The organism is Streptomyces sp. Ag82_O1-12, assembly GCF_900182715.1.
GTDB lineage: Bacteria > Actinomycetota > Actinomycetes > Streptomycetales > Streptomycetaceae > Streptomyces > Streptomyces massasporeus.
The window spans coordinates 2,908,825-2,930,774 of sequence record NZ_FXUW01000001.1 but is presented as its reverse complement, the minus strand read 5'-3'; the positions used below and the strand labels follow the sequence as shown (position 1 = coordinate 2,930,774).

At 72.2% G+C, this 21,950-nt stretch carries 16 protein-coding genes; 10 read left to right on the top strand and 6 right to left on the bottom strand.

The features are described from left to right. The first annotated feature begins 85 nt into the window (after window positions 1-85). From QOL88_RS13430 to QOL88_RS13420, 3 genes are all read left to right on the top strand, one after another. Window positions 86-343 (top strand): hypothetical protein, encoded by a 258-nt coding sequence (locus QOL88_RS13430; protein WP_097216649.1) that lies wholly within the window; start codon window positions 86-88, stop codon window positions 341-343. Then, complete coding sequence (gene malQ, locus QOL88_RS13425; protein ID WP_097216648.1) at window positions 344-2,428, top strand: 4-alpha-glucanotransferase; 2,085 nt, start codon at window positions 344-346, stop codon at window positions 2,426-2,428. A gap of 63 nt (window positions 2,429-2,491) precedes the next feature. Continuing rightward, on the top strand, window positions 2,492-2,779 hold the full coding sequence (locus QOL88_RS13420; RefSeq protein ID WP_097216647.1) for a hypothetical protein: 288 nt from the start codon (window positions 2,492-2,494) through the stop codon (window positions 2,777-2,779). A 115-nt stretch (window positions 2,780-2,894) separates the two neighbouring features. Here QOL88_RS13420 and QOL88_RS13415 read toward each other — a convergent pair whose 3' ends face one another. Then, window positions 2,895-3,407: a MarR family winged helix-turn-helix transcriptional regulator gene (locus tag QOL88_RS13415; RefSeq protein ID WP_097216646.1), complete on the bottom strand. Its 513-nt coding sequence runs from the start codon at window positions 3,405-3,407 to the stop codon at window positions 2,895-2,897. 106 nt (window positions 3,408-3,513) lie between these two features. On the opposite strand from QOL88_RS13415, the gene QOL88_RS13410 reads away from it, so the two are divergent. Further along, window positions 3,514-4,449 (top strand): EamA family transporter, encoded by a 936-nt coding sequence (locus tag QOL88_RS13410; protein WP_257027761.1) that lies wholly within the window; start codon window positions 3,514-3,516, stop codon window positions 4,447-4,449. 91 nt (window positions 4,450-4,540) lie between these two features. Here the strand turns inward: QOL88_RS13410 and pepN (QOL88_RS13405) are convergent, their stop codons facing one another. Further along, a complete protein-coding gene (pepN, locus tag QOL88_RS13405) occupies window positions 4,541-7,123 on the bottom strand; it encodes an aminopeptidase N (RefSeq protein ID WP_097216645.1) in 2,583 nt (860 codons plus the stop codon). Between the two features lie 241 nt (window positions 7,124-7,364). Between pepN (QOL88_RS13405) and QOL88_RS13400 the strand changes: the two genes are divergently transcribed. Continuing rightward, a complete protein-coding gene (locus tag QOL88_RS13400) occupies window positions 7,365-7,847 on the top strand; it encodes a DUF1203 domain-containing protein (protein ID WP_097216644.1) in 483 nt (160 codons plus the stop codon). Between the two features lie 13 nt (window positions 7,848-7,860). On the opposite strand, the gene QOL88_RS13395 is transcribed toward QOL88_RS13400, so the two are convergent. Then, window positions 7,861-8,877 (bottom strand): aspartate-semialdehyde dehydrogenase, encoded by a 1,017-nt coding sequence (locus QOL88_RS13395; RefSeq protein WP_031106413.1) that lies wholly within the window; start codon window positions 8,875-8,877, stop codon window positions 7,861-7,863. 347 nt (window positions 8,878-9,224) lie between these two features. On the opposite strand from QOL88_RS13395, the gene QOL88_RS13390 reads away from it, so the two are divergent. Both QOL88_RS13390 and QOL88_RS13385 read left to right on the top strand, forming a co-directional pair. After that, the gene (locus QOL88_RS13390; RefSeq protein ID WP_097222978.1) at window positions 9,225-9,782 is read left to right on the top strand and encodes a sigma-70 family RNA polymerase sigma factor; all 558 of its coding nucleotides are present in this window, start codon (window positions 9,225-9,227) and stop codon (window positions 9,780-9,782) included. A gap of 1 nt (window position 9,783) precedes the next feature. Then, on the top strand, window positions 9,784-10,659 hold the full coding sequence (locus QOL88_RS13385; protein ID WP_257027760.1) for a hypothetical protein: 876 nt from the start codon (window positions 9,784-9,786) through the stop codon (window positions 10,657-10,659). A gap of 56 nt (window positions 10,660-10,715) precedes the next feature. Here the strand turns inward: QOL88_RS13385 and QOL88_RS13380 are convergent, their stop codons facing one another. Continuing rightward, complete coding sequence (locus tag QOL88_RS13380) at window positions 10,716-14,027, bottom strand: S8 family serine peptidase (protein WP_097216643.1); 3,312 nt, start codon at window positions 14,025-14,027, stop codon at window positions 10,716-10,718. A 225-nt stretch (window positions 14,028-14,252) separates the two neighbouring features. On the opposite strand from QOL88_RS13380, the gene QOL88_RS13375 reads away from it, so the two are divergent. From QOL88_RS13375 to QOL88_RS13365, 3 genes are all read left to right on the top strand, one after another. Continuing rightward, window positions 14,253-14,711, top strand: coding sequence for an NUDIX hydrolase (locus tag QOL88_RS13375; RefSeq protein ID WP_257027759.1), 459 nt, complete (start codon window positions 14,253-14,255; stop codon window positions 14,709-14,711). Between the two features lie 254 nt (window positions 14,712-14,965). After that, window positions 14,966-16,723: a TIGR03767 family metallophosphoesterase gene (locus QOL88_RS13370; RefSeq protein ID WP_097216641.1), complete on the top strand. Its 1,758-nt coding sequence runs from the start codon at window positions 14,966-14,968 to the stop codon at window positions 16,721-16,723. A gap of 94 nt (window positions 16,724-16,817) precedes the next feature. Next, on the top strand, window positions 16,818-17,966 hold the full coding sequence (locus tag QOL88_RS13365; protein ID WP_097216640.1) for a serine hydrolase domain-containing protein: 1,149 nt from the start codon (window positions 16,818-16,820) through the stop codon (window positions 17,964-17,966). An 81-nt stretch (window positions 17,967-18,047) separates the two neighbouring features. Here the strand turns inward: QOL88_RS13365 and QOL88_RS13360 are convergent, their stop codons facing one another. Next, complete coding sequence (locus tag QOL88_RS13360) at window positions 18,048-19,088, bottom strand: hypothetical protein (RefSeq protein WP_097216639.1); 1,041 nt, start codon at window positions 19,086-19,088, stop codon at window positions 18,048-18,050. 196 nt (window positions 19,089-19,284) lie between these two features. Beyond that, window positions 19,285-21,864 carry an aminopeptidase N gene (pepN, locus tag QOL88_RS13355; protein ID WP_097216638.1) on the bottom strand — a complete coding sequence of 860 codons (2,580 nt, stop codon included), beginning with the start codon at window positions 21,862-21,864 and terminating at the stop codon, window positions 19,285-19,287. Window positions 21,865-21,950 lie beyond the last annotated feature (86 nt).

The following is a 21,950-nucleotide window of genomic DNA, read 5'->3' as shown; positions in this document are numbered from 1 at the left end:
ATGTTGGGCCTGGGGCGTCTGCCTTCGCGTCGACTGGGTAGGGCTGCGATGACCCTTTGAAAGCCGTACCGACAAGGAGGCCCCCGTGGCTGCGATGACTTTTCTTCCGCTCCCGGCCCCGTCCAAACCCGTGGCGGACCAGTCCGCCGACCTCGACGACCCGCACTACGCCGACCCCCGCTACTGCGTCTTCAGCTCCGAGAGCACCCACACCGAACTGCCGCTGACCAGCGAGCCCCCGCTGCCCGACGCCGAGCCCCTCACCAGTGAGCCGCCGCTCGCCGAAGCCGCTCCCCTGACCAGCGAGCCCCCGGCCTTCGTCCCGGACTACTCGAGGATGTAGATGACCGCACCCCGGCCGGCCGACCCGCCCTCCGAGGACCTGTCCCGCCTCGCCGTGCTGCACGGCGTCGCCACTTCCTACAGCCCGTCCCCGGACCGCTCGGTCGCGGCCTCGGCCACCGCGGTCACCCTGACCCTGGCCGCCCTCGGCGTGGACGCGAGCACGCCCGGCGCGATCCGCGCCGCGCTCGCGGCCCGCGAGCGGGAACTGGGCGAACGGCTGCTGCCCCCGACCGTCGTCGGCTGGAGCGGCAGCCCCCCGGCCGCCCTGGCCGCGCTCCCCGAGGGAACCCGGCTGCGGATCGACACCGAGCGGGGCGAGAGCCGCGCCGAGGCCGACGGCCTGCCGCCCGGCGTGCACCGGCTGACCGCCACCACCCCCGACGGCCGCACCGCCACCGCCCACCTGATCGTCGCCCCGCCCCGCCTGCCCACCCCCGCGGGACGCTCCCACGGACTCCTCGTCCAGCTCTACTCCCTGCTGTCCCGCCGCTCCTGGGGCATGGGCGACCTCGGTGACCTCGCCGAGCTGGCCGGCTGGGCCGGGCGGTCGCTCGGCGCCGGGTTCGTCCAGGTCAACCCGCTGCACGCCGCCGTGCCCGGAGCCCCCACCGACCCCTCCCCGTACCGCCCCTCCTCGCGCCGCTTCCCCGACCCCGTGCACCTGCGCGTCGAGGACATCCCCGAGGCCGCGTACGTCGACGACCCCGAACGCCTGCGCGCCCTGCTGGAGAGAGCGGGCCGACTGCGTGAAGCGGTGCTGCACCAGGGCGCGTTGATCGACCGGGACGCCGTGTGGGAGCTCAAGCGGGAGGCGCTGGAGCTGCTCGGCGAGGTCCCCCTCGGCCCCGGCCGGCGCGCCGCCTACTGCGACTTCCTCGCCGAGCAGGGCCAGGCCCTGGAGGACCACGCCACCTGGTGCGCCCTCGCCGAGGTGCACGGCTCGGACTGGCACCGCTGGCCGACCGGCCTGCGCGATCCCCGGTCGGCCGAGACGACCCAGGCCCGCAACGGCCTCATGGACCGGGTCGACTTCTGGTCCCGGCTCGCCTGGCTCACCGACACCCAGCTGACCGCCGCGCAGCGCGCCGGGACCGAGGCCGGGATGCCCGTCGGGATCGTGCACGACCTCGCGGTCGGCGTGCACCCCGGCGGCGCCGACGCCTGGGCGCAGCAGGAGCACTTCGCCGCCGGCATGTCGGTCGGCGCCCCGCCGGACGCCTTCAACGCCCGCGGCCAGGACTGGGGCCTGCCGCCCTGGCGCCCCGACCGCCTCGCCGAGTCCGGCTACGCCCCGTTCCGCGACCTGCTGCGCGCCCTGTTCCGCTACGCGGGCGCCCTGCGCATCGACCACGTCATGGGCCTGTTCCGCCTCTGGTGGGTCCCGCAGGGCCACCCGCCCACCGAGGGCACCTACGTCCGCTACGACGCCGAGGCCATGCTCGCCGTCCTCGTCCTGGAGGCCTCCCGGGCCGGGGCGCTGGTCATCGGCGAGGACCTCGGCACCGTGGAGCCCGGCGTGCGCGAGGCGCTGCGCGAGCGCGGGGTGCTCGGCACGTCCGTGCTGTGGTTCGAACGCGACTGGGACGGCGACGGGCGCCCCCTGCCCCCCGACGGCTGGCGCGCCGACTGCCTGGCCACCGCCACCACCCACGACCTGCCCTCCACCGCCGCCCGTCTCACCGGCGAGCACGTCGAGCTCCGCGCCGGCCTGGGCCTGCTGACCCGGCCCCTGGAGGAGGAGCGCGCCGAGGCCGCCGCCGACGCGGGGGAGTGGCTGTCCCTGCTCTCCCGGCTCGGCCTGCTGCACGGCACGGGCGGCGGCGGTGACACGTCGTCGGAGGAGGCCCAGATCCAGGCCGTCCACCGCTTCCTGCTGCGCACCCCGGCCCGCATGGTCGGTGTCTGGCTGCCGGACGGCGTCGGCGACCGCCGCCCGCAGAACCTCCCGGGGACGTGGGACCAGTACCCGAACTGGCGCCTGCCGATCGCGGACGCGCAGGGGCGGCCGGTGACCCTGGAGGACCTGGCGGCCTCACCGCGACTGCACGCCCTGATGGAGGTGCTCCGGGAGGGCGGCGCGTGAGGCGGGCGTCCCTTACGGCACCCCGGGCGCGCGTCCCCGGTCGGCGTTGGATATTTTGACACCGTGGACAAGAAGAACGCCCTGCGCGCCGGCGCCCTGGCAGCCGGTACGACGCTGATGATGCTGCTCATGTCGTCCCCCGCGAGCGCGCTCACCCGCGACGACGGTGACGACCCCGGTCAGGGCCTGAGCGTCATCGAGACGCTGGGCCTCTTCGTCGCGGCCCCCATCGTGCTCTACCTGGTCATCCACGCTCTGGTGACGATCGCGGACAAGACGCACAAGAAGAAGGACCCGACCAGCTCCAACATCACCCCCAAGGCCGAGGCGAAGAGCGAAGTCAAGGCCTGATCAGCGTTCCTCGTCGAGGGCGCCGTCGCGATGACCGCGGCGGCGCCCTCGTCGTGTCAGGACCTGTCTGTCGGCGCCGGTCGTGTCAGGACCTGTCCCGTCCCCGCCGGTCGTGTCAGGACCTGTCCGTCCCCGCCAGCAGGTCCCGCAGCAGCTCGGCGAGCTGCCCGGCCCGCTGCGCGCCCAGGGCGGAGAGCGCCTCCGTCTGCACCGCCAGCCCCGCACCGACGGCCTCGTCGACCAGTGCGCGGCCCTCGTCGGTGAGCGTGACGTGCAGCCCGCGCCGGTCGTGCGGATCGGGGGAGCGGCGCAGCAGGCCCGCCCGCTCCAGCTTGTCCAGGCGCCCCGTCATGCCACCGGTGGTGAGCATCAGCGTCGCGGAGAGCTGCCGGGGCGAGAGCGTGTAGGGCTCGCCGGAGCGGCGCAGGGTCGCCAGGACGTCGAACTCCCCGCGGGAGATCCCGAACGTCGCGTACGCCTGCCCCACTCGTTCGCCGATCGCGTGGGAGAGCCGGTTGATCCGGCCGAAGACCTCCATGGCGGCGGTGTCGAGGTCGGGCCGGACCGTCGCCCACTGGTCGATGATCGCGTCGACGGGGTCCTTGCGCTGCTGCGGGCGTTCGCTCATGTCACGAGTATCGGCCGAGGCTCGGTCACCCGCAAGAAAGTAGCTTGACTGAAAGTTGCTTAGCGGTAAGCTACTTTCTGCTGACCTACTCAGAAGGGTGTCTCCCATGGCCCTCTCCCGCCCGGCCCTCATCACCCTCACCGCCCTCGCGCCCGTCTCCTGGGGCACGACCTACGCGGTCACCACCGAGTTCCTCCCGCCCGACCGCCCCCTGTTCACCGCCCTGGTGCGCGCCCTGCCCGCCGGTCTGCTGCTGCTCGCCCTCGCCCGGGTGCTGCCGCGCGGTGCCTGGTGGTGGAAGGCGGCGGTGCTCGGCGCGCTGAACATCGGCGCCTTCTTCCCGCTGCTGTTCCTCTCCGCGTACCGGCTGCCCGGCGGTCTGGCGGCGGTCGTCGGCTCCGCCGGTCCGCTGTTCGTGGCCGGCCTCTCGGCGCTGCTGCTCGGGCAGCGGCCGTCGGCACGCACGCTGGTGACCGGGGCCGTGGCCGCGTTCGGCGTCAGCCTCGTGGTCCTGCGGGCGGCCGGGGCGCTGGACACGCTCGGCCTGCTGGCGGCCGTGGCCTCCACGGCCTCGATGTCGACCGGCACCGTGCTCACCCAGCGCTGGGGCCGCCCCGAGGGGGTCGGGCCGCTGGCACTGACCGGCTGGCAGCTCACCGCGGGCGGCCTGCTCATCGCGCCGCTCGCCTTCCTGATCGAGGGCGCGCCGCCGGCGCTGGACGGCCGGGCGGTCGGCGGCTACCTCTACCTCGCCGTCGCGAACACGGCCGTCGCGTACTGGCTGTGGTTCCGCGGCATCGGCCGGATGGCCGCCACCCAGGTCACCTTCCTCGGACCGCTCTCCCCGCTGACCGCCGCCGTCGTCGGCTGGGCGGCACTCGGGCAGGCGCTGACGCCGGTGCAACTGGTCGGCATGGGGCTGGCGTTCGGGGCGACGGTGGCGGGGCAGTTCGTCACCCGGCCCTCGCGCACCGTCGGCGTCACCGGGCGGAACCTCCACACCGGGACGACGGACGTGCGGGACGCGGCGCTACGGCGCTAGGCGCGGCCGCGCCCGCGGTCGGCGGGGGACAGGCGAAGGGGCGTCCGGCACAGACCGGACGCCCCTTCGGGGGTGTTGCGGACCGCCGGGATTACTCCCCGGCGGCCGCCGCGTCCGCCCGCTGGGCCCGCAGGGCGCGCTCCACGCCCGCGCGGGACTCCGAGACCAGGCGCCGCAGGGCCGCGGTCGGCTCGGCGGAGGTCAGCCAGGTGTCCGTCCGGTCCAGGGTCTCCTGGGAGACCTGCACGGCCGGGTAGAGGCCGACGGCGATCTGCTGGGCCATCTCGTGGGAGCGGGACTCCCAGATGTCCTTGACCACCTCGAAGTACCGCTCCGCGTACGGGGCGAGCACTTCGCGCTGGTCGGTCTGGACGAAGCCGGCGATGACCGCCTCCTGCACGGCGTTCGGCAGCTTGTCGGAGTCGACGACCGACTCCCACGCCTCCGCCTTGGCCTCCGCCGTCGGACGGGCCGCCCGGGCCGTGGTCGCGTGCCGCTCACCCGCGGCCGTGCGGTCACGCTCGTACTCGCCCGCGATCTCCGCCTCGTCGAACCGGCCGACCGCGGCGAGCCGCTGGACGAACACCCACCGCAGCTCCGTGTCGACGGCCAGGCCCTCGATCGTCTGCGAGCCCTCCAGCAGCGCGTCCAGCAGATCGAGCTGCTCCGGCGTGCGGGCCGTCGCCGCGAAGGCGCGCGCCCACGCCAGCTGGTGGTCGCTGCCCGGGGCCGCCGCCCGCAGGTGCGCCAGCGTCGCGTCGGTCCAGCGGGCCAGCAGCGCCTCGCGGGCGGCCGGGTCGGCGTACAGGTCGATCGCCAGTTTCACCTGCCGCTGGAGCGACTGCACCACACCGATGTCCGACTCCTTGCCGATGCCGGACAGCACCAGCGACAGGTAGTCGCGGGCCGCCAGCTCGGCGTCGCGCGTCATGTCCCAGGCCGACGCCCAGCACAGGGCGCGCGGCAGGGAGGACTCGAAGTCGCCGAGGTGCTCCGTGACGAAGGCCAGCGACTGCTCGTCCAGGCGGACCTTCGCGTACGACAGGTCGTCGTCGTTGAGCAGGACCACGGCCGGGCGGTGCTGCCCCACGAGCTGCGGCACGGCCGTCAGCTCGCCGTCCACGTCCAGCTCGACGCGCTCCCGGCGGACCAGCTTGCCGCTCGCCTCGTCGAGGTCGTACAGGCCGACGGCGATCCGGTGCGGGCGCAGCGTCGGCTCGCCCTTGGCGCCGGCCGGCAGGGCCGGGGCCTCCTGGCGGATGGCGAAGGACGTGACGACGCCGTCGGAGTCCGTCTCGATCTCCGGGCGCAGCACGTTGATGCCGGCCGTCTCCAGCCAGGCCTTCGACCACGACTTCAGATCACGCCCCGAGGTCTCCTCCAGGGCGCCCAGCAGGTCCGACAGGCGCGTGTTGCCGAACGCGTGCGCCTTGAAGTACGCCTGCACGCCCCGGAAGAACTCGTCCTCGCCGACGTACGCGACGAGCTGCTTGAGCACGCTCGCGCCCTTGGCGTACGTGATGCCGTCGAAGTTGACGAGCACGTCGTCGAGGTCGTTGATCTCGGCCATGATCGGGTGCGTCGACGGCAGCTGGTCCTGGCGGTACGCCCACGTCTTCATGGAGTTGGCGAACGTGGTCCAGGAGTGCGGCCAGCGCGACTCGGGGTGAGCCGCCTGGCAGGCGATGGACGTGTACGTGGCGAACGACTCGTTCAGCCACAGGTCGTTCCACCACTCCATGGTCACGAGGTCGCCGAACCACATGTGGGCCAGCTCGTGCAGGATGGTCTCCGCGCGCACCTCGTACGCCGCGTCCGTCACCTTCGAGCGGAACACGTACTGGTCACGGATGGTCACCGCGCCCGCGTTCTCCATCGCGCCCGCGTTGAACTCCGGCACGAACAGCTGGTCGTACTTCTCGAACGGGTACGCGTAGTCGAACTTCTCCTGGAACCACTCGAAGCCCTGCCGGGTCACCTCGAAGATGGCGTCCGAGTCGAGGTACTCGGCGAGGGAGGGCCGGCAGTAGATGCCGAGCGGGACGGACCGGCCGTCCTTCTCGTACACGCTGTGCACCGAGTGGTACGGGCCGACGATCAGCGCCGTGATGTACGTCGAGATGCGCGGCGTCGGCTCGAAGACCCAGACGTTGTCCTGGGGTTCGGGCGTCGGGGAGTTGGAGATGACCGTCCAGCCCTCGGGCGCCGTCACGGAGAACTGGAAGGTCGCCTTGAGGTCCGGCTGCTCGAAGCTCGCGAACACCCGGCGGGCGTCCGGGACCTCGAACTGGGTGTAGAGGTAGGCCTGGTCGTCGACCGGGTCGACGAAGCGGTGCAGGCCCTCGCCGGTGTTGGTGTACGCGCAGTCGGCGACGACCCGGAGGATGTTGCGGCCCCGGAGCAGGCCGGGCAGGGCGATCCGGGAGTCCGCGAAGACCTCGGCCGGGTCGAGGGAGTCCCCGTTCAGGGTCACCTCGTGCACGGCCGGCGCCACCAGATCGATGAACGACTCCGCGCCGTTCTCGGCCGTCACGTCGAAGCGCACCGTGGTCACGGACCGGTAGGTGCCGCCCTCCTGCGCGCCGGAGAGATCGAGTTCGATCTCGTACGACTCAACGGCGAGCAGCTGCGCCCGCTGCTGCGCCTCTTCGCGGGTCAGGTTTGTGCCAGGCACGCGGTCATCTCCTCGGTATGGGTGGGTTGCGCCATCTTTCCACGGCGGCTCGGCGTCATGCGACGACCTGGGCGACTCCTAGGGATACCCCTCGGGCGGGACCCTTCGCGGGCGGCGGCGCACCGGTGTCCAGCGCTCCCGAGGAGCGTTGCCGGGCCTGTCTTCCGGCCGTGCCGAGTGAGGGAACGCGACGTCCGGATCCCGCCGGTGAGCGCGGGTCGCGCGAGCGAGTCTGGTGACCATGACGACGACCACGTACGACGCTCGCCCCATCACCCCCCGCGCTCTGAAGGAACTGCGCACGACGGACGACGCGGGCCGCCCGACCGACGGCTTCACCGACACCGAGGGCGGCAGCCCACTGCGCTGCTGCCTGCGCCACAGCGAGCCGGGCGAACGCCTCGCCCTGGTGTCCTACGCCCCGCTGCGCCGCTGGGCCTCGGAAACGGGCGCCACGCCGGGTGCCTACGACGAACAGGGCCCGGTCTTCATCCACGCCGACGCGTGCGCGGGCCCGGCCGGCGACACCCTCCCCTTCACCGGCTCCCACCGCACGGTCCGCCGCTACTCGGCCGAGGGACGGATCCTGGGCGGCCGGCTGGTCGGGGAACCGGGTGGGTTCCGGCAGGCCCTCCGGGAAGCGTTCGACGACCCGGCCGTGGCACTGGTCCACGTCCGGGCCGTCGAGTACGGCTGCTTCCTCTACGAGGTGCGCAGGGGCTGAGGGGGGGCGGAAACTAGCCCTTCAGCTCCGCCGCCACCAGCTCCGCGATCTGGATCGCGTTCAGGGCCGCGCCCTTGCGGAGGTTGTCGTTGGAGACGAAGAGGGCCAGGCCGTTGTCCACCGTCTCGTCGCGGCGGATGCGGCCGACGTAGGACGGGTCCTTGCCGGCGGCCTGGAGAGGCGTGGGGATGTCGGTGACGACGACGCCCGGGGCGTCCGCCAGCAGCTCCGTCGCGCGCTCGGGGCTGATCGGCCGGGCGAAACGGGCGTTGACCTGGAGGGAGTGGCCGGAGAAGACCGGGACGCGCACGCAGGTGCCGGAGACCTTCAGCTCGGGGATCTCCAGGATCTTGCGGGACTCGTTGCGGAGCTTCTGCTCCTCGTCGGTCTCGTTCAGGCCGTCGTCGACGATGTTGCCCGCGAGCGGCAGCACGTTGAAGGCGATGGGGCGCTTGTAGACGCCCGGCTCGGGGAAGTCGACCGCCTCACCGTCGTGGGTGAGCTTCTCGGCGTCCGCGACGACCTTCTGCGTCTGGCCGTGCAGCTCGGCGACGCCCGCGAGACCGGAGCCGGAGACCGCCTGGTACGTGGCGACGACGAGGGCCTCAAGGCCTGCCTCGTCGTGCAGCGGACGCAGGACCGGCATCGCGGCCATGGTCGTGCAGTTCGGGTTCGCGATGATGCCCTTGGGGCGGTCCTTGATCGCGTGCGGGTTGACCTCGGAGACGACCAGGGGCACCTCCGGGTGCTTGCGCCACGCGGAGGAGTTGTCGATCACGACGGCGCCCTGCGAGGCGACCTTCTCGGCCAGCGCCTTGGACGTGGCACCGCCCGCGGAGAACAGGACGATGTCCAGGCCGGTGTAGTCGGCGGTCGCCGCGTCCTCCACCGTCACGCCGTCCAGCTGCGACCCGGCGGAGCGGGCCGAGGCGAACAGACGCAGCTCGGTGACCGGGAAGTTCCGCTCCTTGAGGATCCTGCGCATGACCGTGCCCACCTGTCCGGTGGCTCCGACGATTCCGACCCTCACGGTGACTCCCTCTCCTGCGTCTGTTCACGTACTCGTTGCTTGGCCGAGGCTTTTCCATCATGCGGCCGACCACGGCCCGCCTGTCCACTTCTTTCCCCGGTCTGCCCGGAGAGTGGGACGGCCTGTCCCGTTCCGTGGTTGCGGACCTGCGGTGTCGACCCCGCTGAGCTGGAGGAATTCGTCCGGCCGGGGTCGTGCGCCGCAAGCTCGCCTGCCCATGCCGATCCCGGCCACACGGAAGTGTGACGTATGCCTCTGCCGCCCCGGCGGAACTCGCCGCGCGGCGAGCGAACGTTCCGGGACGTGCCGGCGTCGTAGGAGAAACGACGTGAGGGGGGTGGCTTGTGCTGTTGCGCGGAAGGCCACGGCGCGGCCGGGAGGCGCACACGGCGACCGGCGACGACCCGGGGGGCGGGGCCGATCCGCTGGACGCGGCGCAGGAGCGCCGGGTGCGGGCGGTGCTCGCGCTCGGCGGGGTGCCGCAGGCGGACCTGCCGGACGGGGTGCAGCAGGTCCGCCTGCGGCTCCTGGAGCGGGCCGCCGGCGGCCGGGAGGCGCCGCGGGACGTCTCGGCGTGGGCGGCGGTCGTCGCCTCCAACCTCGCCATGGACTGGCACCGGGCCAAGCGCCGCCAGGAGCGGCTCGGGGAGCGGCTGGCCGCCCTGCGCCAGCCGACGGAGCAGCCCTCCGGCGAGGACAGCAGTGTGCTGTCCGTCGCCGTCGCTCAGGGCCTGGACGAGCTGCCCGACGCCCAGCGGCAGGTCGTCGTCCTGCGCTTCTACGCCGACCTGCCGGTCCGCTCCATCGCCGAGCAGCTCGGCGTCCCCGAGGGCACGGTCAAGAGCCGGCTGCACACGGCCGTACGGGCCCTGCGCGCCCGCCTGCACGAGGACGAGGTGGTGTGACGTGACCGCCGGGTACGACAAGGACGGGCACGACGAAGCAGCGCTGATGGCGGTGATCACCGGCGAGGCGCCCGGGGACGACGCCCTCGCGGACGACGCCTTCATGACGGCGTACCGGTCGGCGACCGACGACGTGGCACTGCTGCGCGAGCAGCTGGGCCTCATCGGCCGGGCGCTCACCGAGCCGGGGCGAACCGCCGAGCCCGGGCTAGCCGCCGATCCGGAGCAGGCCGCCGTCCCGGAGCAGGCCGCCGTCCCGGAGCAGGGCGCCGATCCCGAGGGGGCCGCCGCGCCCGAGCCGGGAGGAGGCGCGGGCGCCTCCGTGACCCCGCCGGCCGCGCACCGCACCCGCTCCCGCGCCCGCTCCCGCTCCCGCCGGCCCCTGGCCGTGGCGCTGAAGGGCCTCGTCGCGGCCGTCGGTGCCGGTCTCGTGATCGGCACGGGCTGGCTCGTCGTCCAGAGCGACGGCCTGAGCGCCGGAGACGATCAGGGCGGGTCGTCAGCCGCCGACAGTTCCGCGAGCCGCCCGCAGGCCGGTGAGGGCGCCAAGCTCGGTCACGCCGGGTACCTCGCCTGCGCCCGGATCGTCGTCGAGGGCACGGTCGCCGGGGTCGAGACCCTCCCCGGCACCGGCCAGGACCGGATCACCCTCGACGTCACGCGCTATTACAAGCCCGACAAGGGCGGCAAGCGGATCACCTTCCCCATGGAGACCGGCGTCGAGCCCCGGCTCCGGGCCGGTGACCACGTCCTCGTCGGGATCCCCGGCGGGCAGGCCGAGCCGGACATGTGGACCACGGGGGAGAAGGAGATCGCCCGCGACCGGGCGTGGATCACCGAGGCCCTGCCCGCCTCGCGCACCTTCCCGTGCCCGTGACAGCGGAAAGGGCGGGCGCCCTCACGGACGCCCGCCCCACCGTTGCCGCGGTACCGCTACGGCAGCACCTTCTCGATCTTCACGCTGCCCACGCCCGCGACCGTGCCGCGCGCGTTGACCAGCTGGACCTGGCCGAAGAACTCACGCCCCTCGGGAGCGGCCGCCGCGGCGGTGACGCTGCCCGAGACCGTGGCGGAGTCGCCCGTGCCGAGCTTCACCGGACCCGACCCGTCGACGGTCACGCTGCCGAGGGAGGGGGAGAAGAACACGTCCTGGTAGTCGTACGCCGTGGTGCCGGCCGGCACCGAGTACCCGGCGACCTCGACGGTGTACGTCCCGGCGGCCGGGGACGGCACGGACACCGACTCCTCCGAGTCGCCGTCCGCGGAGCTGCCGACCTGCGTGCCCGACGCGTCGTACACGGCGAGGTCCAGGTCCGCGGCGTTGTCCGAGACACCGCCGATGGCGACGTCCAGCGACTTGGCGCCCGCGGGCACCTCGACCGTCGTGGTCTGCGTCTCGCCCTGCTTGATCGAGGGGCGGGCCACCTTGGCCGAGCCGAGCGGGCCGCCGACCAGCTTGCCGTCGAGCGCGGCGAAGCCGTTCGTCACCTTCCAGGAGGCGGCGGCCGGGGTGCCGACCTTCGCCTCGGGCACGGTCACGGTCTCCGGGTCGAAGGCCGCGCCGAGCACGGCGACGTCCAGCTTGTACGGGTTGTCCAGCAGCGGCGACGTGCGGCGCGACTCGACCTCGATCTCCCAGACGCCGGCCTGCGGGTCGGCGTAGGAACGCAGGTCCGGACGGCAGGTGTTGTCCGGGCTGGCGTAGTTCGGGTAGCAGTTGATCGTCGACGTCGGGTCCGACGGCACACCGTACGGGTGGATCGAGATGAACCGCGTCTGGCTCTTGTCCTTCAGCCCGCTCATCGCGACCTCGAGGGTCTTCGCGCCCTCGGGGACGGTGACGAAGTAGTGCTGGGTGCTGTTGCGCTGCACCGAGCTCTTCGCGGAGAACGTGTACTTCAGCGGCGCGGCGACCACGACCGTGCTGAGGACCTGGCGGTCGATGCCCTCGGTCTTCGGGTCGTCGACCTCCAGGATCGCGCTCTGGAGACCCGCGGACTTCGGCGCGGCCTGGACCTTGACGGTCACCGGCTGGTTCAGCGGCAGCTTCACCTCGTCGGAGCCGACGACGCGGAACGTGCCGCCCGCGTTGTTCTCGAAGTGCAGCTCGTGCCGGATCGCCTTGTCGGCGCCGGACGTACGGGTCAGGGTGATCTCGTACGTCTTCTTCTGGCCGGCCTTCAGGCCGCCCTCACGGTCGTAGAGGCCCGTGCCGAAGCCCGGGGTCTTCAGGAGCTGGTCGATCGCGGTGTCGACCGGCGCCTTGACCGTGTACGTGTGGGCGGTGGCGTCGTCGCGGATGGCGTCCCAGGCGTCGGGGATGTTCATCAGGCCCGCGCCCTCCTCGTACGCCTGCACACCCTTGATGTGGTCGGCGGTCGAGGTGAGGGCCGTGCGCAGGGTCGCCGGCGTGAGGTCGATCTTCTTCTGCTTGGCGGCCGAGATGAGCAGCGCCGAGGCGCCGGTGGCCTGCGGGGAGGCCATCGAGGTGCCCTGGAGCATCGAGTAGCCGGCCGGCAGGGTGTAGCCCGCCTCCGCGACCGGGGCGCCCGGCAGCCAGGTCTGCGTGGTGTTGATCGCCGCACCCGGGGCGACCAGGGTCGGCGTGAAGCCGCCGTCCTCACGCGGGCCGCGCGAGGAGAACGGCATCATCGCGTACTTCTTCTCCACGACCGAGCCGTAGTTGGCGGCCCAGGTCTCCTTGGAGACCGACGCGCCGACCGAGATGACCTTGTCGGCCAGGGCCGGGTCGCCGATGGTGTTGGCGCCGGGGCCGGAGTTGCCCGCGGAGATCACCAGCTGGACGCCGTAGGTGTCGATGAGGCGCGTGTACAGCTCGCTGCGCGCGTTGTTGCCGTCGTTCAGCGCCGGCAGGCCGCCGATCGACATGTTGACGATGTCGACGCCGCGCTTGGTGACGAGGTCGATCATGCCCTCGGTCAGCGCGACGTTGGTGCATCCGCCGGACCAGGTGCAGGCGCGCGAGGAGACCAGCTTGGCGCCGGGGGCGGCGCCGTTCATCCTGCCGCCGAACAGGCCGTTGGCGGCGGTGATGCCGGCGACGTGCGTGCCGTGCTCGGACTCGATGACGCCGATGTTCACGAAGTCGGACTTCTTGCCGACCCAGGAGCCGCCCAGCGGGTCCATCGGGACGTCCTTGCGGATCTCCACGACGAACGGCTGCCGCTCGGCGATGTCGGTGGCCGGGTCGTCGGTGCCGAAGTACCCGACCTGCTGGCCGTCCTTGTACGGCTTCATCGGGGCGTCGTCGCCGAAGTCGTTGTTGTTGTTCAGGTCGACCCGGACCGTGCCGGTCTTGGCGTCGTACAGCACGCCCCAGACATCGGTGGTGTCGCCGTCGCGGTTGGCGTCGCCCTTGGCGTCGCCGGCGGCGGTGTACGACTCCTTGAAGAGGCTGACGGCGTACGAGCCCGCCGGCGCCTTGAACGACTGGCCCTGGTAGGTGAAGGCCGGGCCGGACACGGCCGTGACCATCGGGCGCCAGGTGTTGTCGTTGTCGATGATCGGGTCGGTCGCCGTGACCCAGTCGACGATCTTCCGCTCACCGGTCGTCGTCTTCTGCAGCGCCGGGTGGCCGAGGTCCACGCCGGAGTCGAGGATGCCGATGGTGACGCCGCGGCCGTCCGCCTTCGGGTGGTCCTCGACGAAGTCGACCGCGCCCGTCTCGAAGGACGGGTTGTACGGGTTCTCCGCCGGGGTCTTCTTCCCCGGCGCGGGGTACGTCCCCTTCGCGGCCTTGGCGCCCTTGGCGGTGTCCGCGCTCGGCGTCGGGTCGTCGAGGGGGATCTCCTCGCGCAGGTCGATGCCGTGCACGGAGGACAGCTTGGCGGCGGCGGCGATCGCCGAGTCCGCCTTGGCCGTCGGGACGGTGGCGCGGACGTAGCCCAGCTTGTCGTCGGCCCGGCCCACCGAGCCGCCCTTGACCGCGTCCAGCTGCCCGGCGACCTGCTCGGTCTTCCCGGGCGCGGTGGCGATCATCATCGTGACGGACTTGTCGCCGTCGGCCTTGGCCTCCGCGAGCAGGTCCGCGTCGTCCGAACCGAGCTTGGCGTGCGCGGACTTGACGCTCGGGTCGGCCGGGGCGTCCGTGCCCGGACCGTCGGCGGAGAACGCCATCGGGATCGGCCCGGCCGCGGAGAGCGCGGCCACGAGACCGGCGGCCACGGCGATGCGGGCCACGCGTCTCGGGCCCGATATCTGATCGCGCTGGGTGGGAGGGGTCATCGGCATCCCTTGGAGGTAAAGGAACGAGCGGGAAGCGGCCGGGGCCCGATCGGCCCTGGTCGCACACGGTCCGAACGGCAAGCCCGGACGATCGCACAGCCTTACGCAAGGGGAACTTCTTTGGGGAGGGTTGACCGAAACGAAATGGATGTATGGGGAAAACCCGCGATGCGATTTGTGAGCATCAGTCCCGAAGGTGGGGAAGAAATCGGTTAACGTCCCCAAGTGAGACAGAAGTTGAGGGTGGCGGCCTACGCCATATGCGTCCGGGACGGACAGATCCTCCTCGCCCGCTCGCCCGCCCAGGACGGCACGCCCGAGTGGGTGCTGCCGGGCGGCGGGATGGAGCACGGCGAGGATCCCTACGACACGGTCCGGCGGGAGGTGGAGGAGGAGACCGGGTACCACATCGAGGTGACCGGGCTGCTCGGCGTGAACTCCGCCCACCGCGTCTTCCGCAACGGCTTCGGGCCTCCCGTCGACCACCACGGCGTCCGGCTCGTCTACGAGGCCCGGATCATCGGCGGCGAACTGCGCAACGAGGTGAACGGCTCCACGGACCTCGCCGCCTGGCAGGACCTGGACGCCGTGTCCGGGCTGGTGCGGATCTCGATGGTCGACATCGCGCTGCGGATGTGGCGCGAACGCCCGGCCACCGGACGACTGGCCGACGCTCTGGAGTAGAGCCCGACCGCACGACGGTTCAGGTGCGCAACCCCGGAAGATGAACGCCGCGTGGCCGGTTCCCGGCCGGATCCGGAGCGGGCGACGACGCGCAGGGTAGTCCAAGATCCACGTTCGGTGATCGGCGCTGCGCGTTGCCGCCTCGTTCACGCGCAGGTCATCCCCGGTGCCAACGATCGAGTACGAGCGGGGTGTTCAGGTCGTGAACCCCCCGCGACCACTGCCGACGCGTTCGCACTCGGGGAGAGAAGCGCATGTCGCGCACACGCTCAGCCGCCGGCTCCGGCCAGGGCATCCACCGTCGTTCCGTCCTCGCCGCCACCGGCGCGGTCGCCCTCTCCGCGGGCGTCGGCTACGCCCTGCGGCCCAGCGAAAGCCAGGCCGCCACCGCCGAGGAGGCCACCCAGGCCGTGGCGGCCTCGTCGCGCCAGGCACCGGCCGCGCCGCTGGCCCCCTACACCAAGGGCACCACCCTCGCCTCCGTCGCCGCCCCGCGCGGCAGCTCCGGCTACCGGCGCCTGGGCGACGGACCCGGCTGGCAGCGGGTCGTCCGCTCCGACCTGGCCGCGCCCAAGTCCGGCCGCGCCGGGCGCCGTACCGCGCTCGCCGCGTTCGTGCAGCTCACCGACCTGCACATCATCGACGCCCAGCACCCGCTGCGCCTGGAGTATCTGCGCTCGGCCGACATCCACGCCTGGCGGCCGCACGAGGCGCTGACCGTACAGGGCGCGATCGCGCTCGTGGAGCGGATCAACGCGCTGCGCGGCGCCCCCGTCACCGGCGCCCCGCTGCACTTCGCCATGACCACCGGCGACAACACGGACAACAACGCCACGTCCGAACTGGACTGGTTCCTGAAGATCATGAGCGGCGGGCGCATCACGCCCAACTCCGGTGACCCGCGCCAGTACGAGGGCGTCCAGAACAGCGGCCTCAAGCAGTACTGGCAGCCCGACGCCGCCGTCCGCGACAGCGACAAGCAGGCCGGGTTCCCGCACCTGGACGGCTTCCTGAAGGCCGCCATCCGGGAGGTCCGCAGCCCCGGCCTCAACCTGCCCTGGTACTCCACGGTCGGCAACCACGACTCCCTGCCGATGGGCTGCTACGCCTCGCACGGCGACTCGTACCTCACCGAACTGGCCGTCGGCGGCAAGAAGCTGATGAACGTGACCGCGGCCGAGGCGCAGCAGCTCCAGGCGCAGATCAAGAAGGCCCGCGACCCCCAGGGCGTCCGCTACCACGACTTCCTCAAGTCCCACGCCCGCTCCATGCGTTCGGTCACCCCCGACGAGAGCCGAGCCCCCTTCACACAGGCCGAGTACCTCCGCGCGCACCTGGACCCGGCCCACCGCGGCGTCGGCCCGGCCGGCCACGGCTACTCCTCCGCCAACCTGGACACGGGCACCCAGTACTACGCCTTCCGCATCTCCGACGACGTCATCGGCATCAGCCTGGACACCACCGACTCCGGCGGCCACTACGAGGGGTCCATCGGCACCGCCCAGCTGAAGTGGCTCGACAAGACACTGCGCGACAACAAGGACTCCTACGCGGTGATCTTCAGCCATCACACCAGCAAGACGATGACGAACCTGCGCAGCGACCCGGCGAGGCCGAACGAGCGCCGCCACAACGGCCAGGAGGTCCTCGCCCTGCTCGGCAGCCACCCCAGGGTGCTCGCCTGGGTGAACGGCCACATCCACAAGAACGTCATCACCCCGCACTCGATGTCCGGCGGCGGCACCTTCTGGGAGATCTCCACCGCCTCCCACGTCGACTTCCCGCAGCTCGCGCGGGTCATCGAGCTGGCCGACAACAAGGACGGCACGATCTCCCTGTTCACCACGCTGGTGGAGTCCTCGGCCCCGCACCGCACGGACTTCTCCGACCTCTCCCAGACCGGCCTGGCGGCCCTCTACCGCGAGCTGTCCCTCAACGCCCCCGGCGCGAGCACGACCCTCGGCGGCGACCCGAACGACCGCAACACCGAACTGGTGCTCAAGAAGAGCTGATTCCGGCTCAACTGCCCGGGCCCGGTCAACCCGGGCCGGGCTGCCGAGGTCCCTCCCCCCGACACGGTTCGAAGTGGCAGGGGGAAACGGGGACATGAAGAGACACGTGCGTACGACCCTGACGGCGGCGACCGCGGTGGCACTGACGGCGGCCCTGGCGGCCCCGGCGCTGGCAGCCGTCCCAGGCAAGGCTCCCGGCGGCCATGACGCGACCCGGCAGGCGGTACGGGCCGCGGTCGCCGACGGCGTCCCGGGCGTCACGGTGACGGTACGGCGGGGCCACGGCACCTGGGCGCACGCCGCAGGCGTCGGCAACCTGGAGACAGGCAAGCCGCGTTCGGCCCGGGATCACTACCGGGTCGCCAGCATCACCAAGACGTTCGTCGCGACCGTGGTCCTGCAACTGGAGGCGGAGGGAAGGCTGTCGCTCGACGACAGGGTGGAGAAGTGGCTGCCGGGCCTGGTCCGGGGCAACGGCCAGGATGGCAGCCGCATCACGATCCGCCAGCTCCTGAACCACACCAGCGGCATCTTCGACTACCTGGAGGACCCGGGCTTCCAGCAGACCTACATGACCCCGGACGGCTTCATGAAGCACCGCTTCGACGAGGCGGCCCCCGAGGACATGCTCACCATCGCGATGAAGAACCGGCCGTACTTCGAGCCCGGCGCGTCCTTCGCGTACTCCAACACCAACTACCTCCTGGCCGCGCGGGTGATCGAGAAGGCCACCGGCCACGACTACGGCGACGAGATCGACCGCCGGATCATCGCCCCCCTGCACCTGACCTCCACCTCGGTCCCCACCACCCGCGTCACCCTGCCCCGGCCCGGCAGCCGCGCCTACTCCAAACTGGCCAAGACGGACACGGGCCCGACGTACGACGTCACGGAACTGAACCCGCGCCTGGCCTACGGCTCCGGCCAGATGGTCTCCAGCTCCGCCGACCTGACCCGCTTCTACTCGGCCCTGCTCGGCGGCAGGCTGCTCCCGCGCGAGCAGCTGAGGGAGATGAAGACCACGGTCGAGTCCAGCCGGGAGACCAGCCGCTACGGCCTGGGGCTCGTGGACCGCAAGCTCAGCTGCGGCGTCCACGTCTGGGGCCACGGCGGCGGTATCACCGGCTCCAACTCGGACGTGGCGACGACCGAGAACGGCCGGCACTCCCTGGCCGTCAACCTCAACGGCGACTGGTCGGGGAGCACTGACGCGATCATCGAGGCGGAGTTCTGCGGCAAGTAGCGCTCCCGACAGGAGGAGGGGCCGCCGGTGCGTCCCGGCGGCCCCTCCTCTCCCCTCCTGGTCCTGCCCCCGCGTCCGTCACTAACGGGGCAGCACCGCCACATATGCCGCCGGATCACGGTCGGCCGAGGCCATCAGGGCCGTGCGGAGCACCGTCGCCTGCTGTTCCGGGGCGTCGCGGAGCTTGCGCGGCGTGATGTGGACGACCGTGATGCCGAGCCGCTCCAGGTGCTCGCGCTTGCGGGCGTACTCGGACCACAGGGCGTCGTCGTCCTGCCGGGGTGCCCGGGTGTCGAGTTCCACCGCCACCGCCTGGTCGGGCCAGTACGCGTCGAGGCCGCCGAGGTAGGGGCCGCCGGGCAGGCGCAGGTCCACGTTCCAGACCGGGTCGGGCAGGCCGTACTCGTGGACCATCCGGTACAGGCGGTCCTCCGCCCGCGCCCGGCCCTCGGCGAGCAGGGACTCCACCGCGTCCACCACGTGGGGGCGGCTCAGCAGCCGGGCCTGGTTCAGCTCGCGGACCACCGCCGCCGGGTCGCAGTGGGCGCCGCGGACCGCCTCCGTGAGCAGCCGGCGGACGATGCCGGCGTCCGCGAGTTCGGCCACCGCGTCGGCCAGCGCCCGGGCGACCGGCGCCACCGGCACCCCCGTGACCTGCTCGGGGGCGGGCATGACGGGCGTGCGGACGATGCGCACGCAGCCCGTGGAGCGCAGCCGCCGCAGCCGCGGGACCAGGACGTCGATGGCGTCCAGGGACGGCAGCGGGGGAGTGGAGGAGAAGCCGTGCAGCGTCAGCGCGGCCAGGCCCGTGATCATCACCTCGGGGTAGGCGGGGGTGTGCGGCCGGCCCGCGCCGGGCTGGGCGGGCACCCCGGTGCCGCGCTCCCGCGCCGCGTACATGAGCACCGCGTGCAGCCGCTCCTCGCTGGTCGGCGGGCCCGGGTGGAGCAGGACGACGCCGGGGAGGAGCTGCTGCCAGGGGCCGCCCGCGCGGCACTGCTCGTTCGTCTCGGCCGTGGAGACGCCGTGCGAGCGGAGCTGGGCGGCCGTCATCACACGGGGGCGGCCACCGCCGGACAGGTCGTGCAGGGGGCGGGGGGAGAGCGGGGTGTTGTGGGTCATGACCCGCAATTTCCCGCGCTCTGCCCCTTCTTGAACCGCTGTTACAGGTCCGTCGACAAATACGGACAACCCGGCGCTAAAGGACGAGTGTTCGGATGCCGAAAGCCCCTGGTCCGTTCGGGTGCGGACCAGGGGTTACGGCTCACGGGGCACTCATCTCGTAACGAAGGCGGAACGCCCAGATCTCAGGCCAAAGCTACTGGTCAGAGACCTCGTCGCACGCCTGTCCACGCAACGCCCGCGCCAGGTCGTCACGGGACTCCAGTACCAGCCGGCGCAGCGCCGGGGCCGCCTCCTTGTGGGCGTCCAGCCAGGCGTCCGTGGCGTCCAGCGTCTCCTTCGACTGCTGGAGCGACGGGAACAAGCCCTGCACCACGTGCATGCCGATCTGGATCGACCGCTCGGCCCACACCCGCTCGATCGCCGCGAAGTACTTCCCGGCGTACGGCGCGATCAGCTCCCGCTGCGAGCCCTGGGAGAAGCCCGCGATGGTCGCCTCCACCATGGCGTTGGACAGCGCGTCCGACTCCACGACCTGCGCCCACGCCTGCGCCTTGACCGCCTCGGACGGGCGGGCGGCCAGACAGCGCACCTGGTGGCGCTTGCCGGACGCCGTGTCGTCCCGGGTCAGCTCCTCGGCCAGCGCCTTCTCGTCGACGGCCCCGTGCGCGGCCAGCGGCTCCAGGAACACCCAGCGCAGCTCCTGGTCGAGGTCGAGGCCCTCGACGGCGGCCGTGCCCGCGAGCAGGTCCCGCAGCAGCCCGAAGTCGGCCTCGGCGGCGGCCGTCCGGGCGAAGAAGCGCGCCCAGGCGAGCTGGTGCTCGCTGCCCGGCCCGGCCGCGTACAGCTCCCGCCGGGCGCCCTCGGCGAGCAGCCGCGCGGCCGTCTCCCGCCGGGCGGGCGCCGTGTAGTGGGTGATCGCCGACTCCGCCCAGGCGTGCAGCATCTGCACGACGCCGATCTCCGACTCGCGGCCGCCGAAGCGTAGCACCAGGTCCACGAAGTCCCGGGCCGGGAGCAGCGCGTCGCGCGTCATGTTCCACAGCGCCGACCAGCACAGGGCACGCGCCAGCGGGTCGGTGATCGCGCCCAGGTGCTCGCGCAGGGTCGCCCGTGACGTCGCGTCGAAGCGGATCTTGCAGTAGGTCAGGTCGTCGTCGTTGACCAGGACCAGGTCGGGAGCCTCGGCGCCGGCCAGGTCCGCGACGACCGTGCGGGGTCCGTCGACGTCGGTCTCCACGCGGGCGTACCGCTCCAGCGCGCCGCTGTCCGCCACCCGGTACAGGCCCACCGCCACCCGGTGCGGACGCAGTTCGGGGTGGGACTCGGCGGCCTCCTGCACCACCGCCAGCTCCTCGACGCGGCCGTCCGCGTCCAGCAGCACCTGCGGCGTCAGCGAGTTCACCCCGGCCGTCTGGAGCCAGGACCGCGACCAGGCGCTCATGTCCCGGCCGCTGGTCTCCTCCAGCACCGACAGCAGGTCACCGAGGCGCGTGTTGCCGTAGGCGTGCCGCTTGAAGTAGCGCCGGGCGCCCTCCAGGAACGCCTCCTCGCCGACGTACGCCACCAGCTGCTTCAGCACCGACGCGCCCTTGGCGTACGTGATGCCGTCGAAGTTGAGCTTGGCGTCCTGGAGGTCGCGGATGTCGGCCGTGATCGGGTGTGTGGAGGGCAGCTGGTCGGCCCGGTAGGCCCAGGCCTTGCGGCGGTTGGCGAAGGTGATCCAGCCGTTGACGAAACGGGTCGCGCCGACCAGGGCGAACGCGCCCATGAAGTCCGCGAAGGACTCCTTCAGCCACAGGTCGTCCCACCACTCCATGGTGACCAGGTCGCCGAACCACATGTGCGCCATCTCGTGCAGGACGACGTTGGCCCGGCCCTCGTAGGACGCCTGCGTCACCTTCCCGCGGAAGATGAACTCCTCCCGGAACGTCACCAGGCCCGGGTTCTCCATCGCGCCCAGGTTGTACTCCGGCACGAACGCCTGGTCGTACTTCCCGAACGGGTACGGGTAGTCGAAGTGGTCGTGGAAGAAGTCCAGGCCCTGCTTGGTGACCAGGAAGACGTCGTCGGCGTCGAAGTAGGGCGCGAGGCCCTTGCGGCACAGGGCGCCGAGCGGAATCTCCAGCGTCGTGCCGTCCTCGAAAGCGCGCGTGTAGGAGTCCGTCACGTAGTGGTACGGGCCCGCCACCACACACGTGATGTACGTCGAGATCGGCTTGGTCTCGGCGAACCGCCACACCCCGTCGGTCTGCTCACCGGCGCCGTTGCTCCACACCGTCCAGCCCTCGGGCGCCCGTACCTCGAAGCGGTACGGGGCCTTCAGATCGGGCTGCTCGAAGTTCGCGAAGACGCGGCGCGAGTCGGCCGGCTCGTACTGCGTGTACAGGTACACCTCGCCGTCCTCGGGGTCGACGAAGCGGTGCATGCCCTCGCCGGTGCGGGAGTAGGCGCACTGGGCGTCGACCACCAGCTCGTTGTCCGCGGCCAGGTCCTCCAGCGTGATCCGGGAGCCGTCGAAGACCTCTCCGGGGTCCAGATCACGGCCGTTGAGTGAGACGGCCGTCACACTCGGGGCGATCAGGTCCGCGAAGCTGCTCGCCCCGGGCTCGTTGCAGCGGAAGCGGACCGTCGTGACGGAGCGGAACGTGCGGGGCCCGTCCCCGGGGTCCTCGCCGACCGCGGACCGCAGGTCGAGGGACACCTCGTACCCGTCGACGCTCAGCAGGGCGGCCCGCTCCCGGGCCTCGTCGCGGGACAGATTCTCACCGGGCACGGGCGGCACTCCTCGAATGTCGTGGGGCAGGGCTGAACAGCGCCGATCCTGCCACGTGCACCTGACACGGGGCAGCCGGGAATGAC

What these genes read in the sequence shown, in the direction of transcription:
- malQ (WP_097216648.1), top strand. Translation starts at nt 344, where the DNA reads ATGACCGCACCCCGGCCGGCCGACCCGCCCTCCGAGGACCTGTCCCGC.
- QOL88_RS13415 (WP_097216646.1), bottom strand. Translation starts at nt 3,407, where the DNA reads ATGAGCGAACGCCCGCAGCAGCGCAAGGACCCCGTCGACGCGATCATC.
- QOL88_RS13410 (WP_257027761.1), top strand. Translation starts at nt 3,514, where the DNA reads ATGGCCCTCTCCCGCCCGGCCCTCATCACCCTCACCGCCCTCGCGCCC.
- QOL88_RS13400 (WP_097216644.1), top strand. Translation starts at nt 7,365, where the DNA reads ATGACGACGACCACGTACGACGCTCGCCCCATCACCCCCCGCGCTCTG.
- QOL88_RS13380 (WP_097216643.1), bottom strand. Translation starts at nt 14,027, where the DNA reads ATGACCCCTCCCACCCAGCGCGATCAGATATCGGGCCCGAGACGCGTG.
- QOL88_RS13370 (WP_097216641.1), top strand. Translation starts at nt 14,966, where the DNA reads ATGTCGCGCACACGCTCAGCCGCCGGCTCCGGCCAGGGCATCCACCGT.
- QOL88_RS13365 (WP_097216640.1), top strand. Translation starts at nt 16,818, where the DNA reads ATGAAGAGACACGTGCGTACGACCCTGACGGCGGCGACCGCGGTGGCA.
- QOL88_RS13360 (WP_097216639.1), bottom strand. Translation starts at nt 19,088, where the DNA reads ATGACCCACAACACCCCGCTCTCCCCCCGCCCCCTGCACGACCTGTCC.